Here is a 16,196-nt window from a genome sequence, read left to right on the forward strand (position 1 = left end):
CCTTCAGACCTTCACACGTTCGGATTTCGGGTCGTACATGGGTTTGAGCGACGCCTCGGCGCTGACCTTCACACCGCAGACGTCAATCTCGTATGTCGAGGACAGCACGTCGGCCGCGCTTTCGCCCTTGCAGGGGACATAACCCATGCCTATCGCGCCACCCAAAGTGTGGCCATAGTTTCCTGAGCTGATGTAACCCACATATTCGCCATCGCGGATAATCGGTTCGTTGTGGAACAGCAGCGGTTCAGGGTCGGTCAGCTTGAATTGCAACAGCCGGCTGTGGGGGCCGCTGTCCTTGCGGGCAATCACCGCATCTCGGCCAATGAAATCACATCCCTTGTCCACCTTGACGGCAAAGCCGAGACCGGCGTCCACAACGTGATCTTCGCAGGTAATGTCATGACCGAAGTGACGGAAGCCCTTTTCGATCCGGCAGCTGTCCAACATGTGCATACCGCACAGCTTCAGGCCCATGTCTTGCCCGGCCTCGTGCAGCGTTTCGAAAACGTGCCCGGCCATATCCGACGACACGTAGACCTCCCACCCAAGTTCGCCCACATAGGTCACGCGGTGAACGCGTGCCAGGCCCATTCCGATTTCGATTTCCTGCGCGGTGCCGAATGGGTTTGCCGCGTTCGAGAAGTCGTTGGGCGAAACTTTTTCAAGCAAGGTCCGCGCGTTGGGCCCCATCACCGCCAGAACGCCTTCGCCTGCCGTGACATCGGTGATGACCACATTGAAATTGCCCGAATGACGCATCATCCACGTCTGGTCGGCCAGTCGCGTCGCTGCCGGGGTCACGACCAGATAGGCGGTCTCGGAAAGGCGGGTCACGGTCACGTCTGCCTCGATCCCGCCATGCCGGTTCAAGAATTGGGTGTAGACGATCTTGCCGTTTGGAACCGCGTAGTCGCCGCCACCGATATAGTTCATGAAAGCCTGGGCATCGGGGCCTTCGACCCGGATCTTTCCGAAGGAAGACATGTCATACATGCCCACGTTCTCGCGCACCGCGCGGTGTTCGGCGGCCGAGTTCTCGAACCAGTTCTGGCGCTTCCAGCTGTAGCGGTATTCGCGCTCCTGCCCCTCGTTGGCGAACCAGTTGGCGCGCTCCCACCCGGCCAGCTCGCCAAAGACGGCCCCGTGTTCCTTCAGGTGGTGATGGAACGGCGTCCGGCGCACGCCGCGCGCCGTGGCCTTTTGCCGGTAGGGGTAGTGGTCGGCATAGAGCAGGCCCAGCGTTTCCTTGGACCGCTCGAACAGATACTGCTTGTTGCCCTGGAAGGGCTGCATCCGGCTGATGTCCACGTCGCCCAGGTCAAAGGGTTTCTCGCCGCTGTCCATCCATTCGGCCAGCGCCATGCCCGCGCCGCCCGCAGACTGGATCCCGATCGAGTTGAACCCGGCCGCGACCCAGACATTGTCCATCTCGGGCGCAAGCCCAAGGTGATAGGCGTCGTCGGGCGTGAAGGACTCAGGGCCGTTGAAGAAGGTATGAATCCCGGCCTCGGCCAGCATCGGCATCCGGTTGCAGGCGGCCTCGAGGATCGGTTCGAAATGGTCGAAATCCTCAGGCAGTTGGTCGAACTCGAAACTATCGGGAATTCCGTTCATGGCCCAGGGCTTGGCATTCGGCTCGAACGCACCCAGAAGGATCTTTCCGGCATCTTCCTTGTAATATGCGCATTCGTCCGGCACCCGCAGAACCGGCAGCTGGGTCAGCCCGTCGATGCCCTCTGTCACGATGTAGAAGTGCTCGCAGGCATGCAGTGGTACATTGACACCTGCCATGCGCCCCACCTGATGGCCCCACATCCCGGCGCAGTTCACCACCATGTCGCATTCGATATGGCCCGAGGCGCTGCCGTCATCCGCCATCCAGTCGACGCCGGTAACTTTGCGGCCCTGCTTTGCGATCTCGGTGACTTTGACCCGTTCCTTGACGACGGCGCCGCGCTGACGGGCACCCTTGGCCAGCGCCAGCGCGATGTTGGCTGGGTCGCCCTGTCCGTCCAGCGGCAGATAGACCGCGCCCTTGACCCCATCCAGATTCAGATGCGGATAAAGTTCGCCCACGCGTTCGTTCGAGATCTCTTCGACCTCGACCCCGAAGGCGCGGGCCATGGCGGCCTGGCGATAGATCTCTTCCTTGCGCTCATCCGTCAGCGCCACGGTGATCGAGCCGCAGCGTTTGAACCCGGTAGCGACACCGGTTTCCTCTTCGAGCGCGCCATAGAGTTCCTGGCTGTACTTTGCCAGTTTGGTCATGTTCGCGGTGGCCCGCAGCTGTGCGATCAGGCCCGCCGCGTGCCAGGTCGTGCCGCTGGTCAGCTGCTTGCGCTCCAGCAGAACAACGTCGCTCCAGCCTTTCTTGGTCAGGTGATAGGCCACCGAGCATCCGATCACACCGCCACCGATGATCACCACGCGGGCCTTGCTGGGAAGATCAACCATTCCGAAGTCTCCAATCTCGAGTCGGCTTCAGAATGCCACGAACAGGCGACAAAAAATGCAGCGAAAACGTCAACTGCGGCACAAAAATCACCGCAGCGCCGATTGGCGTTTCTGGCGGCGCAGAGCGAATGGCGTGATCCCGAAAAAGCTTTTGTAGACGGATGAGAACCCGTTGGGAAAGCCGCAGGCGAGGCCTATTTCACGCACCCTCATAGTGGTATTCAAAAGCAGGTTGTTGGCCTTGGCCAACCGCATCTCCCGATAGAACCCGTTCGGCGTAGTGCCGAAGAATGTCTTGAATTTGCGCTCCAGCGAGCGGTTTGACATTCCAAGCTCTTCGACCAGTTGATTGATGGGCAACGGATCTTCGATATTGGCCTGCATCAACTTGATGCACTGATCCAGCCGGGCGTCCCCGGTCGTTGTCGTCTTGGCGCCCGAAAACGGCTGCAACGACGAAAAGTCGCGGATATGTTCATGCAGCATGATGTCGGCCACCGTCATCTTGGCCGGGCCCGAGATGTGACGCCCGATCACCGCCAGTGCGATATCGGCCGTGGCCCCCATTCCCGCGCAGGTCACGACCGGGCCCTGCTCGGTCGCGATCGAAAGCTTGGCCTCGAACCGGGCACCGCGTTCGCGGAAGATCGACGCGTTTTCCCAATGCGTTGCCATGTCGGGCGTGCCGTGTTCGTCGATGTACCGGCTGGCGGCCTCAGCCAGCAAAAAGACCTGCGCACCGCGATAGGTATAGTCGGACACAACCCGGCCCAGCGACAGCTCGGGCTGGTCCGGGTCGGTGTTGCCGATCACGAACAAATAGTCGGCGTCCGGTTGGCGTGTAACGGGCTGGGTCGGAATGCTGGCGCCGCTGCTGCTGACGATGGTCCCCCCCTTGAGCGACCGATAGGTATAAGTGAACGGCGGGTGCGGACAAACCCGATTGGCGAGACGCAACACATCCACCACCGACGCCAGTTCCAGCAGAACGAAGCCCGGCGCGGTGATGATGTCAAAATGCCATTGCGCCTTGACGCCTTCGGGTTTTCCAAGGTCCGGTTTCTCCACCATCCTCGCCACTCACACAATCCTATGCCCGGCCGAGCGCAGGGCTTTGGCCAAAGCTTCGATGTGCTCTGGGCCCACTTCGCAGCATCCACCGATGATCGTGGCCCCTTGGTCAACCCAACTCATCGCATGTGCGGCATAGGCCGACGGGTCGAGATCGTGGCGCGCCTCCAGCGCGTCGACTGTCGGAGCGTCTTTCAGGAAGCTGTCGGAAATCCGGGTAAAACCATTCGCGTAGGCACCGTAAGGTCTTTGAAGTGTCGCAAGGATCTCCAGCGCCGCGGGCACCGCCTCGGGCCGGGTGCAATTGATCAGAACCGCTTGAGGATCCAAGCGTTCGACCAGTGGCGCGATCGCGCCCAGCGGTTCGCCCGACCTCAGCCGCGTACCGTCCTCGTCCATGACCGACAGGGCCAGCCAAACCGGCTTGCCACAGCCTTCGGTTCCACGCAGGGCGCCTTCGGCCTCGGTCACGGAGGAGACGGTTTCGATCAGAAACAGGTCCACCCGGTTCTGCATCAATCGCACCAGTTCCGCGAATTTCTGCGCGGCCTCGTCGGGATCGGGGTTCAGATCGGGGCGATAGGTGGCCAGCAAGGGACCCAGCGCGCCGGCGATACGCCCCGCCCGCCCATCGCGCGCCAGTTCGGCCTGTGTCAGAGCCGCATCGATGAGTTGCTCCAGCTGGTCCTCGATCCCCGCTCGTACGAGGCGAGAGCGGTGCACGGCGTAGGTGTTTGTTGTCGCGACGGTTGCCCCGCAGTCGAAATATTCCCGATGGATCTTTCCGACCAACCCGGGCTCGTCGATCATTACGCGGGTTGACCACAAGGCGGTTGGCTGTTCGCCACGACGTTTGACCAGCTCTTGACCGATCGAACCATCCAACAGCGTGATGTCTGCCATCTCGGTGCCTCCTTACGGTATGAGAACCAGCTTTCCGGGCAAGGTCTTTGATTGAAAGTCCGTCTGCGCCTGCACGATCTCGCGCAGCGGGTAAGTCTTGGAAATCAACGGCTTGATCCGACCCGCGTTCATCAACTCGAACAGTCGGCCAAAAACTTCGAAGGCTTGGTGAGTGCAGCCGTGGATCGTGATGTCGCGCAGGTAGATTTCGCGCAGATCAGCCTGCACGATCGGGCCGGCGATGGCCCCGGACACGGCATATTGGCCGCCCGGCTTCAGCGCCAGGATCAGGCCGGGAAAGGCCGGGCCGCCGACCACGTCGATCACCACGTCAAAGCTGTCCTGCGGCAGCGGCGCGTCGCGGTCAAACGTACCAGCCGCACCCTGCGCCCGCACCACTTCGGCCTTGGCCGCACTGGTCACCCCCCACACGGTTGCTCCCCGCAAGGCTGCCAATTGCACGGCCGCCAGCCCGACGCCGCCCGAGGCGCCGGTGATCAGCACCTTGTGCCCGGCAGTCACGCCTGCTCGGGTCAACAGGTTCTCGGCCGTCCCGAACGCACAAGGGATGGCGGCGATTTCCACATCCGACAGCGGTGAGGCGGTCACGTCATAGAGGTCATCCGCCTCGAGAAGGCAGTATTGCGCAAAAGCCCCGTCGATCTCGGACCCAAGCGCGATGAAGCCTGTCGGGTTACCCGGGCGCGGGCGCGGCAGGTTGATCGGGCAGGTCACGCGTTGCCCCGGTTTGAAGCCGGCACCCGGCCCGATCTGCTCGACTATGCCGCAAAGATCTCCGCCTTGAACGCGGGGAAAGGACAGCGCGCCGCCCCAACCGCCGGCTTCGACCTCTTGGTCAACCGCGTCCGTCGCGCCGGTGACGTCCGAGGAATACCATCCGATCCGCGTGTTGATGTCGGTGTTGTTGACGCCTGCCGCGACCACGCGGACCAGAACCTGCCCGGGCCCGGGCACCGGAACCGGAATATCCTCACGCCATTCCAGAACTTCTGGACCACCGTGACCGGTCAGATAGACACCGCACATCGACTTTGGAGCATTCATTTCGCTGGCTTCTCAGGTCTGGTCGTCGGGATGGGGTGGAACCGGCCCCATCGGCACGATGTCGTAGCGGGCATTCAGATCGGCCATCTTGGCCTCGTCCTCAAAATCTGCCTGGGTCATGGTTGCCAGTTCCGCAAGGAAGCCGTCAAACCCGGAGGGTTGAAAGATCATGAGCATCCGTGCCGGTTTGTTGTCGGCCACCCGGCAAGCATGCGGCACACCCGGCGGAACATGCATGGTGGTGCCCGGCGTGCACAGGTGCCAATCTCCGTCGACATAGAAATCCACGGCGCCCTCGAGAAAATAGAAAGTCTCGGCGTGGCTGTCGTGGCGATGAAGGCCAAGCGCGAAGCTGGCCTTCAAGTTGTCTTCCATCAGGGTGTACGCCCCGCCCGTGTCCTGACCGGAAACCTTCACGAAGGTATGGTCGTTCTCCCAGTCATAGTTGGGACCCTCGCCGGGTCCCTGCTTGGAATATCGCGGGCGCATATGGGCCTCCTTATGTCAGGCGCGCAGCCGCTCGTTTGCAGGATCCCACAGCGGCTGATCCTCCTGTACCACGGCGCGACACTTTTCGCCGTAGATTTCCACCTCAAGCTCGGTGCCCGGGTTGGCCAGATCGGCCTTGATCATGCCCAGCGCGACGGACTTTCCGACACGATAGCCCCAAGCGCCCGATGTGGTCTCGCCTACGATCTGATCGCCCTGCCAGATGCAGGACATGTAAGGCGCATCGCAGTCACCGGCCTCGACGACCAGCGTGACGAAAGACTTCTTCACTCCACGCTGCTTTTCCGCCAGCAAAGCGGCCTTGCCGGGGAAATCCTGAGGCTTGTCGAACTTGACGAAGCGTTCCAACCCGCCTTCCAGCAGCGAGTAGTCGGTGCTGAGATCTCCCTTCCACGCGCGGTATCCCTTTTCGATGCGCAGGCTGTTCAGCGCATACATGCCAAACGGCTTGGCCCCGGCGGCAAGGATCGCGTCATAGATCGCGGGCATGTGTTCGTTGAGCGCATGCACCTCCCAGCCCAGTTCGCCGGCGAAGGACACGCGGATCAGGTGGGCGGGCTGTCCGGCCACGGTGGCGGCCTGATGGGTCAGCCAACCCAGAGAGAGGTCGGCATCGGTCAGACCCGATAGGATCTCACGCGATTTCGGACCGGTCACGATCAGCGTGTCGCGGGTGGTGGTCACGTCCTCGACCGTGACGCCCGCGGGCATCGCGTTCACAAGGATGTCGCGGTCGTGCCACTGCGCGGTGGCGGCGGTGATCATCACGAAGTCATCCTCGGCCAGACGCATGCAGGACATCTCGGTCAGGATGCGGCCACGGTCGTCGGCGATGTAGACGAGGTTGATCCGGCCCACCTTGGGCAGGCCGCCGGTGATCAGACCGCGCAGCGCCTCGGCCGCGCCATCGCCGTTGACGACAAAGCGCGAGAAACCCGGCAGGTCAAGCACGCCGCAATGGTCGCGCACGGCCTCGCATTCCTCCTTGATCCGCTGCTCCCACGGGCCCGAGCGGCCCCAGGTGTGGGTGCTTTCCTCGGAGGTGTCATCGCCCGGTTGCGCGAACCAGTTGGCGCGCTCCCAGCCGTTGTAGACGCCCATGACGCCACCCAGTTCCTTGACCTTGGCGTGAACCGGCGACAGCTTCTTGTCGCGCGCGGCGGGCCATTCATGATGCGGGAAGTGCATGGCGTATTCGTTGCCGTAGACCTCCATGCCCTTTTGATTGCAGTAATCCTGATCGGTGTAGTCGGTATAGCGGCGGGGATCGACGGCCCACATGTCCCATTCGGTGGCGCCATCCACGATCCATTCGGCCAGCACTTTGCCTGCACCGCCGCCTTGGGCGATGCCGAAGGTGAAGGTATGCGCCTCGAAGGCGTTCTTGACGCCGGGCATCGGGCCAATCAGCGGCAGGCCGTCGGGCGCATAAGGGATCGGCCCGTTGATCACGCGGCCCACGCCCGAGGTCGCCATCAGCGGCACCCGCTCCATCGCGTCGGTGACGATGTCCTCGATCCGGTCCAGATCGTCGTTCCACAGCTGGAAGCTGAAATCCTCGGGCATCGGGTCGTCCTCGGTCATCCAGTGGCCCTTGCAGTTGGGCTCGTATGGGCCAAGGTTGAAGCCGTGCTTTTCTTGTCGCAGGTAGTAGGAGATATCCACGTCGCGCAGCAGCGGCAGCTTGCCACCGTTTTCCTTCGACCAGGCTTCGACCTCGGGGATCTCGTCAGTCAGCAAATACTGGTGGCTCATGACCATCGCCGGTACGGTGCGGCCGCCATAAGGCTTGTACCATTCGCCCACACGCTGCGCGTAGTAGCCGGCCGCGTTGACAACATAGTCGCAGTCGATGTCGCCCTTTTCGGTGTGGACGGTCCAGGTGCCGTCGTCATGCTGGGTCACGCCGGTGGCCGGGCAGAACCGGATGATCTTCTGCCCCATGTCGCGTGCGCCCTTGGCCAGCGCCTGGGTCAGCTGCGCCGGGTCGATGTCCCCATCGGTCGGGTCATACAGAACGCCCTCAAGATCATGAGTTTCCAAGAACGGGTAGCGTTCCTTGGCCTGCTCCGGCGTCCACATTTCCATCGGGATTCCCTGGTAGCGGCCCATCGACATGGCCCGCTGGAACTCCTGCATCCGCTCTTTGCTGTGCGCCAGACGGATTGATCCCGACACGTGGTAGTTCATCGGGTAGTCGACCTCTTCGCCAAGACGTGAATACAGCTCGGTCGAATAGCGCTGCATGTTCATGATGGCCCAAGAGGTCGAGAAGGTCGGCACGTTGCCGGCCGCGTGCCAGGTCGAACCTGCGGTCAGCTCGTTCTTTTCCAGCAGAACGCAGTCGGTCCAGCCCTTTTTGGCCAAATGGTACAGCGAGGACGCCCCTACGACGCCGCCACCGATGATGACCACGCGGGCCTTGGTCGGAAAATCGCTCATGTTTCTAGATCCCTGTCATTGTGCCCTTTGGGGCAGTTCATCCGTGATGTCGTAGTAGTCGCCCTTGTCCGCCACGAAGATGTGGCGAGCCAGTTTCAACTGAGTGGGCTGGTCCAGTGCACCCATCGAAACCGAAATCGTGTCTTCGTCCTTGTGCTGCCAGAACAGAAAGCTTCCGCATGCCTTGCAGAAACCACGCCGGGCCGTGTCCGAAGCCTGAAACCATCCCAGCGTATCGCTGCTGTTCAGGGTCAGGTTGTCCTGGTGGGTCGCGGTCGAGGCCCAATAATGCCCTGACTGCCGACGGCATTGCCCGCAGTGGCAGGCCGAGGGCGGTGACAGCTCTCCGTTGATCGTGAATGCCACCGAACCGCAAAGGCACGATCCTTTTTGCATGGCTCTATCCCTTTCCTGCAGGTGCCGCGCTGGTTCCCAGCAGGACGCCATAGATGATGAAACAGGTGGCCATGACGCGGCGCACCCAGACGTTGAACACGGCGCCCAGCGCCGCCCGCCCCATCACCGCACCCAACAGTGTGAACCCGGTGTAGCTGAGCGTGGTGATGATCAGCGCCGTCGGCATGATGATCGCCATTTGCTGCCAGATCGGCACATCGGGCTGCACGAACTGGGAAAACGCGGCTAGGTAACCTGCGACGCTCTTTGGATTGATCGTGGCGACAGCCAAAGCATGGAGATAGACATGGCGGGCCGGGCGCTGGCTGGCCGGCGCGGGACGCGCGGCGTTCATCCACCCCCGGAGCCCCATCCAGATGAGGAATCCCGCCCCAATCAGCTTGGCCACGAAAAACCCGGTTGGCGAGGCCGCGATCAGGGCTGTCACCCCCAGAGCCGACAGTATCAGAAAGGCGCTGGCCTGGGTCAGGATCGCCAGGACCCCAAGCATCGCCTTGGGAAATGGCAGGCTCATCCCGTTCGAGATGCAATTCACCGCATTCGGACCCGGCGTGGTCACGAACACCACCCAGAACAGCGCGAATATGGTCCAGGCCTCAAAGCTCATCAGTACACCGGCGGAGCGATCACCCAGACGGCCACGGCGGGTTCGTCGTAAGGGTTTGCCCATTGGTAGGGTTCGTGCTTGATCCGAAAGCTGTCCCCGACGCCGACGGTGAAATTTCGGCCTCCGATCGTCAGGTCGAGACGGCCCGAGATCATGTATCCAACCTCTTGCGTCGGACGGTTGGCCGGGGTCTGCATCCGGGAATGGGGCTCAAAGGTGGAATGCACCATCTCGAAATCATCGGTCAGGTCAGGTGACAGCAATTCCTCGATCAGCCCTTCCTCGCCTGACCCCATCGGCCGGCGCGAACCGGCGCGCACCACATAGCCCTGTTCCTCGGCCAGAACGCCGGTGTGGGCGAACAGCATCGACATTGGCACGCCCAGGCATTCCGCGATCAGGCGCAGATCCGAGATCGACGGAGCAGACAAATCGCGCTCGACCTGGCTAAGCCAGCCCACCGACCGGTCCAACCGCGAAGCGATATCGGTCAGCGTCAGCCCGCGCGCCCTGCGCAGCGCGCGAATGTCCGCCCCCAGCGTCGCAGCGATATGGGCCTGGTCGTTCACGCTACCCCCCCGATCCATGAAATTTACGTCACATTTTTCACGATGTCCCGAATCGGTGAAAATTCCAAGAGATTTTTCACTACCGATCCTGATCCTTCCGCGCTATGGCTGCGGAATGTGGATCGTCATTCTGTATTTCTGGGCCATCAACGCGTTGACTTTGCTGGTGTTCGGGTGGGACAAGCTGCGGGCGATCCGACGCAGGCGGCGTGTCCCGGAGAAGTGGCTTTTGCGACTGGCGCTGTTGGGCGGCAGCCCCGCAGCTTTGCTGGGTCGCTGGATATTCGGGCACAAGACCCGGAAAAAGCGGCTGACGACTCTGCTGTATGCCATTGCGGCTCTGCAGGCGGGCGCGATCTACCTGTTCCTTACCTACAGTTCTGTTTGAAACTGGAAATTGGCAGTGCGATCGGGCAATGGTTGCACATGATTGACAGAACTTCGTCCCAGGCGCTGGCCATCGGGTCAGTGGCGGTGTCCCTGCTGGTGCTGCTGCTCAAGGTCCTGGCATGGCATTTGACCGGGTCGGTCGCTCTGTATTCCGACGCAATGGAATCTTTGGTCAACGTGGTTGGCGCGCTGCTGGCGTGGTTTGCCATTCGGATGGCGGAGCGTCCTGCCGACAGCAATCACCCTTTCGGACATCACAAGGCCGAGAACTTCTCGGCCATCGCCGAGGGGACCCTGATCGTTCTCGCCGCAATCCTGATCATTCAGGAAGCCTGGGGCGCCTTGTTCGCCCCACACCTGGACCAGCTCGGGCCGATCGGACTGGCCGTGAACGCCGCGGCCATGGTCCTGAACCTGGTCTGGGCACGCGTGCTGATCTCGGCGGGTCAGAAACGGCGCTCGCCGGCCATGACGGCCAATGGACGCCACCTGATGACCGACGTCTGGACTTCGGCCGGGGTCTTGTTGGGACTGATCCTCGTATTGCTGACAGGCTGGGCCGTTCTTGACCCGCTGCTGGCCATTCTGGTGGCCGCAAATATTCTGCGCGAAGGCTGGAAGGTCATTTTCCATTCGGCCGGAGATCTCATGGATTCAGCGGCCCATACCGAGGACACGGATATCATCGAGGCCGCCGTTCGGAACTCGTCTCAGGGAGCCTTGCAGATCCACGATCTGCGCACACGTCGGGCCGGCAAAGCCGTGTTCATCGAATTTCACCTAGTCGTCGATCGCAACATGACAGTCGGTGACGCCCACGACATCTGCGACGCGATCGAAGATGCAATCGCGGAAAAGCTGCCCGAGGCCCGGACCATCATTCACGTGGAGCCGGACTCTCAGCTCAAAGCCTCGGGGATCGAACCGGAATAAAATTTCTACAAACGCCCGAAAACCTGCGCGAGGATGCGCGACAACCCATCGGCATCGGCCTGCTCGAACGCATCGGGCTGATCGCTGTCGATATCAAAGACCCCGATGACCTGCCCCGCAGAATCCCGCACCGGCAGAACCAGTTCGGACCGGGTCGACGAGGCGCAGGCAATGTGCCCCTCAAACGCATCCACATCCGGGACCAACTGAACCTCTCCGGTGCGCGCCGCTGCCCCGCAGACCCCGCGGGAGAACGGAATGACCAAACACCCGTGCCCGCCTTGATAGGGTCCGATCTTCAACAACTCCGGCTCGGTCACACGGTAAAACCCCGTCCAGTCAAAGCGGTCGTCGCTGTGATGCACCTCGCAGGCGACGGTGGCCATCAGAGCGACCTGATCAGTTTCACCTTCCGTCAGGGCTTCGATGGTTTTGGACAAGAGCGCGTAGTCAGCTTTCATGGGGTCAATTCCAAAGTGCAATCGGGCCGCAACCTCTGCGGCCCGGTTCAGCTAATGGCAAAATGCCAAAGCGTCAAACCCGCTCGATCGCGATTGCAGTGCCCTCGCCGCCTCCGATGCAGATCGCCGCCACTCCGCGCTTCAGGCCACGCTTCTCGAGTGCATTTAGAAGCGTAACCAAGATACGTGCGCCCGAGGCCCCGATCGGATGACCTAGGGCGCAGGCGCCTCCGTTGACGTTGACCTTGTCGCGCGGCAAGCCCATTTCATGCATGAAGGCCATCGGAACAACGGCAAAAGCCTCGTTCACTTCCCACAGGTCCACGTCGTCCTTGCTCCAACCGATCCGTTCCAGCAGCTTCTGCGCGGCCGGGACCGGAGCCGTCGTGAAAAGGCCGGGCGCCTGGGCGTGGCTCGCATGGCCCAGGATGCGGGCACGGACATTCAGGCCGCGCGCCTCAGCCGTGTCAGCCGCGGCAAGAACCAGCGCCGCCGCGCCATCCGAGATTGACGAGGAATTGGCCGCCGTCACCGTGCCATCCTTGCGGAATGCCGGCTTCAGCGTCGGTATCTTTTCCGGCCGCGCCGATTTGGGCTGCTCATCCGAATCCTGAATGATTTCACCTTTGCGGCTTCGGACCGTGACGGCTGCGATCTCGTCCGAGAAGGCGCCGCTGGCCTGCGCTTCGAGCGCATTCGACAGCGACTTCAACGCGTATTCGTCCTGCGCCTCTCGGGTGAATTGATAAGCCTCGGCGCAGTCTTCAGCAAAAGTGCCCATCAGGCGGCCCTTGTCATAGGCATCCTCCAGCCCGTCCAGGAACATGTGATCCACCACCTGGCCGTGACCGATACGCGCCCCGCCGCGCATCTTGGGCAGCAAGTAGGGCGCATTCGTCATGCTTTCCATTCCACCCGCAACCATCGAGTCTGCATGGCCAAGCGCGATCTGATCGAACGCCATCATTGCCGCCTTCATGCCCGACCCGCACATCTTGTTCAGTGTGGTCGCAGGTACCTCTTCACCCAGACCTGCCGCGAACCCTGCCTGCCGCGCCGGAGCCTGCCCCTGACCGGCGGGCAGAACGCAGCCCATCAAAACCTCGTCGACCGTCTGCGTCTTGGCGTTTTCAAGCGCCGCACAAATGGCGACGCCACCCAGTTCCGCCGCAGGCACGCCGTCGAACATTCCTTGAAACCCGCCCATCGGCGTCCGGGCCGCACCAGCGATCACAACCTCTTTCATGTGACGACTCCTCCTTTTGTCGAGTGCTTGGATACCGAATGGTAAGAAATGCCGTCTAGCGTATTTCTACGATCGATCGACGGAATCCGAGGGAAGTCACGTGGCACTGAGCAGCAAAACGACAGGCGAGATGCAGATCATCACAGTCGACGCCACCCGCATCGACGCCGCCATGGCGATACAGTTCAAGGAAGACATGCGGACCCAAACCGCAAATAGCGCCGGTCGGATCATCCTGGACCTGTCTGCGGTCGAGTTCATAGACTCCAGTGGATTGGGCGCGATCGTGGCATCAATGAAACAGCTTGGAAATGGGCGCAGGCTGGAACTGGCGGGATTGCAGCCTGTCGTGGCAAAGGTTTTTCGGCTGACGCGGATGGATACGGTTTTCAAACTGCATCCCAACTTGGATGACGCGCTGGCCTCCGAGTTGGAGTGAAGCGCCAGGGAGCAAATGGCGTGACAGTCAACTGCGAAGACGGCCGACTCGAAATGGCATTCCCTGCCGTCGAAGCCGAGGCCAGCCGCGCCATCGCTTCGCTGCACGCCGGGCTGTCGAATTTCGGTTTGCGGGGGCAAAGGATTGCGGACATCAAGATCGTGTTGGCCGAGGCGATCAACAATGTTGTCGAACACGCCTATGCTGAGTGCGCGCCCGGAATGGTCCGGGTTTCCGTGCTGGACTCCAAAGATTATCTGGAGGTCCAGATCGCCGACACTGGGCGCCCCCTGCCCGGCCTGAAGATACCTGATGGCATTCCTGCCAGCGTGGAAACCGATACATCAAATCTGCCCGAAGGTGGTTTCGGTTGGTTCCTGATCCGCACATTGGCCGACGAGGTGCGGTATGACCGCAAGAACGGCCAAAACCTGCTATTCTTGCGGTTTGAGCGCACAAAAAAAGCGGATCGGCCACAATAACGCCCAGATCGGACCATTGTCGCGCCGCAAACGACCGGCAGAAACAAGGGGTAGCTCAGATAGCTTCCCTCGGCGCCATGTGTCACAGCCCCCACCCAGTGAACGGCGCCGAGGACCTTCTCCTTGAAATGACTGGACATCAGCCATCGGCACCCTAGTGTCGACCCGTTCAGGAGGAGACCCATTCCATGCGCGATTTCCATGCCCCCGGCCGTTCCGAGGTTTTGTCGACCGAAGGGATGTGCGCAACCTCGCATCCGCTGGCTGCAAAGGTGGCGCTGGACATTCTGGGCCGCGGGGGAAACGCGATGGACGCCGCCATTGCCGCGGGCGTGCTTCTGGGCATCTGCGAACCGCAGATGACAGGTCTGGGTGGCGACTGTTTCGTTCTTTTCAATCGCGCGGGCGAAACGACGGTTCGCGCGCTGAACGGCTCTGGGCGGGCGCCCGCTGCAGCCTCGGCCGAAGATCTGCGGGCTCGTGGGTTGGCTACGGTGCCACTTGACGGCCCCGAAGCGGTGACAATCCCCGGCGCCGTCGACGCATTCTGCCACCTGTCAGAAGCCGAGGGCCGATTGGGGATCGAGGCCCTTCTTCAACCTGCAATTCACTATGCCGAAACGGGCGTGCCAGTTGCACCCCGCGTTGCGCATGACTGGTCGCTCGGGGCCGAAACACTGCAGGGCGCAGCGCGGGATCACTATCTGATCGACGGCCGCGCCCCAACGACAGGTCAGATGTTTCGCGCTCCGGGTCAGGCAGAAGTCCTGCGTCGCGTGGCCCGAAATGGGCGTGACGCCTTTTACGAGGGCGAAATCGCCGATGACATGCTGGCTGCCTTGAATTCCCGAGGCGGGATTCATTCGGCCACCGATTTTCACGACACAAAGTTCATCGAAGCCTCACCGGTTGGAAGCGACTACCGCAACGCTGAACTGCTTGAACATCCGCCGAACGGACAAGGCGCGACTGCGATCCTGCTTCTTAACATCCTTAAGCATTTCGACATTGCCGGCATGGACCCGTGGGGCGCCGAACGGGCGCATATCGAAGCCGAGGCGACCAAGCTGGCCTACGATGCACGCAACCGGTTCATCGCCGACCCGGATCATACGTCGCGCATGGAGCATTTTCTGGCGCCGGAAACGGCGGCAAAGCTGGCCGGGCTAATCGATCCCCGGCGCGCCATGACCGCCGCCGCCCCACTGACCGAAGCGGTGCACAAGGACACGGTTTATGTCACGGTCGTCGACCGGGATCGTATGGCTGTTTCTCTGATCTATTCGATCTTCCACAGCTTCGGATCGGGCATCGCCTCGGAAAAGTTTGGCATTCTCCTGCAGAACCGCGGATGTGGTTTCAACCTTGAACCGGGGCATCCGAACGAGCTGGGCGGCGGCAAGCGCCCGATGCACACGATCATTCCCGCGATACTGAAGCAAAACGGCCAGATTGCCATGCCGTTCGGCGTGATGGGCGGGGCCTATCAGCCGACGGGCCACGCGCGCCTTGTTTCCAACCTTCTGGATTTCGACTTGGGGCTGCAGCACGCCGTCGACGCGCCCCGCGTTTTTGCCGACGGTTCGATCTTGAAGATCGAACCGGGCTACAACCGCAGGATCGCGCAACAATTGTCAGACTTGGGCCACAATGTCGTCGAGACGGAAACGCCTTTGGGCGGTGCACAGGCGATCCGAATCCATCAAAGCGGAGTATTGGAAGGCGCTAGCGACCCCCGAAAGGACGGCTGCGCTTTGGGTTACTGACGCCGCAACGGCGTCAGCACCGCATCAGTTCAGTTGGAAGTGCAGCGGATAGCTGCCGTCCTGAAACGGCCCGAACATGTTGGGAATGTCAGGATGATCAACAGGTTCGCCTGACTGGTCGGCAATCAGATTTTGCTCTGATACATAAGCCACATAGAAGGATTGATCGTTCTCGGCCAGCAAATGGTAGAACGGCTGATCCTTGATCGGGCGGCTGTCTTCGGGAATTGCCTCGTACCATTCCTCGGTGTTCGCAAATTCCGGATCCACGTCAAAAATCACCCCTCGGAAGGGATGTTTCTTGTGACGAACCACCTGGCCCAGGCGGTACTTTGCATGTGTCTTCAGCATTGTTTCAGCCCCCAAGGCACTTACTAAACCTTTCCGCCGGCAATTGCCAATCATTGATCTGAAATTCCCGGAAACAGTCTGTGAACC

General features: G+C 61.4%; 17 protein-coding genes. 5 read left to right on the forward strand and 12 right to left on the reverse strand.

Annotated features, from left to right (window positions below):
• Window positions 1-3: 3 nt before the first annotated feature.
• The 9 genes from AC2FNL_RS16620 to AC2FNL_RS16660 form a co-directional block, all read right to left on the reverse strand.
• Window positions 4-2,457, reverse strand: coding sequence for a GcvT family protein (locus AC2FNL_RS16620; RefSeq protein ID WP_496834371.1), 2,454 nt, complete (start codon window positions 2,455-2,457; stop codon window positions 4-6).
• 87 nt (window positions 2,458-2,544) lie between these two features.
• Window positions 2,545-3,528 (reverse strand): GlxA family transcriptional regulator, encoded by a 984-nt coding sequence (locus AC2FNL_RS16625; RefSeq protein WP_496834372.1) that lies wholly within the window; start codon window positions 3,526-3,528, stop codon window positions 2,545-2,547.
• Between the two features lie 9 nt (window positions 3,529-3,537).
• Window positions 3,538-4,431 carry a homocysteine S-methyltransferase family protein gene (locus AC2FNL_RS16630; protein WP_496834373.1) on the reverse strand — a complete coding sequence of 298 codons (894 nt, stop codon included), beginning with the start codon at window positions 4,429-4,431 and terminating at the stop codon, window positions 3,538-3,540.
• Window positions 4,432-4,443: 12 nt separating this feature from the next.
• On the reverse strand, window positions 4,444-5,496 hold the full coding sequence (locus AC2FNL_RS16635) for an alcohol dehydrogenase family protein (RefSeq protein ID WP_496834375.1): 1,053 nt from the start codon (window positions 5,494-5,496) through the stop codon (window positions 4,444-4,446).
• Window positions 5,497-5,508: 12 nt separating this feature from the next.
• On the reverse strand, window positions 5,509-5,985 hold the full coding sequence (locus AC2FNL_RS16640; protein WP_093964282.1) for a cupin domain-containing protein: 477 nt from the start codon (window positions 5,983-5,985) through the stop codon (window positions 5,509-5,511).
• 15 nt (window positions 5,986-6,000) lie between these two features.
• Window positions 6,001-8,448 carry a GcvT family protein gene (locus AC2FNL_RS16645; protein ID WP_496834376.1) on the reverse strand — a complete coding sequence of 816 codons (2,448 nt, stop codon included), beginning with the start codon at window positions 8,446-8,448 and terminating at the stop codon, window positions 6,001-6,003.
• 15 nt (window positions 8,449-8,463) lie between these two features.
• A complete protein-coding gene (locus tag AC2FNL_RS16650) occupies window positions 8,464-8,844 on the reverse strand; it encodes a GFA family protein (RefSeq protein WP_170342302.1) in 381 nt (126 codons plus the stop codon).
• 4 nt (window positions 8,845-8,848) lie between these two features.
• On the reverse strand, window positions 8,849-9,472 hold the full coding sequence (locus tag AC2FNL_RS16655; RefSeq protein ID WP_093964279.1) for a LysE family translocator: 624 nt from the start codon (window positions 9,470-9,472) through the stop codon (window positions 8,849-8,851).
• On the reverse strand, window positions 9,472-10,041 hold the full coding sequence (locus AC2FNL_RS16660) for a helix-turn-helix domain-containing protein (RefSeq protein WP_496834378.1): 570 nt from the start codon (window positions 10,039-10,041) through the stop codon (window positions 9,472-9,474). The genes AC2FNL_RS16655 and AC2FNL_RS16660 overlap by 1 nt, the downstream gene beginning before the upstream one ends.
• A gap of 55 nt (window positions 10,042-10,096) precedes the next feature.
• Between AC2FNL_RS16660 and AC2FNL_RS16665 the strand changes: the two genes are divergently transcribed.
• Window positions 10,097-10,429: a DUF1294 domain-containing protein gene (locus AC2FNL_RS16665; protein ID WP_367646559.1), complete on the forward strand. Its 333-nt coding sequence runs from the start codon at window positions 10,097-10,099 to the stop codon at window positions 10,427-10,429.
• A 38-nt stretch (window positions 10,430-10,467) separates the two neighbouring features.
• The gene (locus tag AC2FNL_RS16670) at window positions 10,468-11,364 is read left to right on the forward strand and encodes a cation diffusion facilitator family transporter (RefSeq protein WP_170341329.1); all 897 of its coding nucleotides are present in this window, start codon (window positions 10,468-10,470) and stop codon (window positions 11,362-11,364) included.
• A 5-nt stretch (window positions 11,365-11,369) separates the two neighbouring features.
• Here AC2FNL_RS16670 and AC2FNL_RS16675 read toward each other — a convergent pair whose 3' ends face one another.
• Window positions 11,370-11,825: a GAF domain-containing protein gene (locus AC2FNL_RS16675; protein ID WP_170342295.1), complete on the reverse strand. Its 456-nt coding sequence runs from the start codon at window positions 11,823-11,825 to the stop codon at window positions 11,370-11,372.
• Between the two features lie 73 nt (window positions 11,826-11,898).
• Window positions 11,899-13,071, reverse strand: a complete 1,173-nt coding sequence (locus AC2FNL_RS16680) for an acetyl-CoA C-acyltransferase (protein ID WP_496834379.1) — start codon at window positions 13,069-13,071, stop codon at window positions 11,899-11,901.
• Window positions 13,072-13,171: 100 nt separating this feature from the next.
• Between AC2FNL_RS16680 and AC2FNL_RS16685 the strand changes: the two genes are divergently transcribed.
• The 3 genes from AC2FNL_RS16685 (at window position 13,172) to AC2FNL_RS16695 (ending at window position 15,758) form a co-directional block, all read left to right on the forward strand.
• Window positions 13,172-13,510, forward strand: coding sequence for an STAS domain-containing protein (locus tag AC2FNL_RS16685; protein ID WP_496834380.1), 339 nt, complete (start codon window positions 13,172-13,174; stop codon window positions 13,508-13,510).
• A gap of 53 nt (window positions 13,511-13,563) precedes the next feature.
• Window positions 13,564-13,992: an ATP-binding protein gene (locus tag AC2FNL_RS16690; protein ID WP_496834381.1), complete on the forward strand. Its 429-nt coding sequence runs from the start codon at window positions 13,564-13,566 to the stop codon at window positions 13,990-13,992.
• A 188-nt stretch (window positions 13,993-14,180) separates the two neighbouring features.
• Window positions 14,181-15,758 (forward strand): gamma-glutamyltransferase family protein, encoded by a 1,578-nt coding sequence (locus AC2FNL_RS16695; protein ID WP_496834383.1) that lies wholly within the window; start codon window positions 14,181-14,183, stop codon window positions 15,756-15,758.
• 24 nt (window positions 15,759-15,782) lie between these two features.
• On the opposite strand, the gene hspQ is transcribed toward AC2FNL_RS16695, so the two are convergent.
• On the reverse strand, window positions 15,783-16,109 hold the full coding sequence (gene hspQ / locus AC2FNL_RS16700; protein WP_170341320.1) for a heat shock protein HspQ: 327 nt from the start codon (window positions 16,107-16,109) through the stop codon (window positions 15,783-15,785).
• Window positions 16,110-16,196: the final 87 nt, after the last annotated feature.

It is taken from the genome of Ruegeria sp. CRTD044, assembly GCF_059613485.1.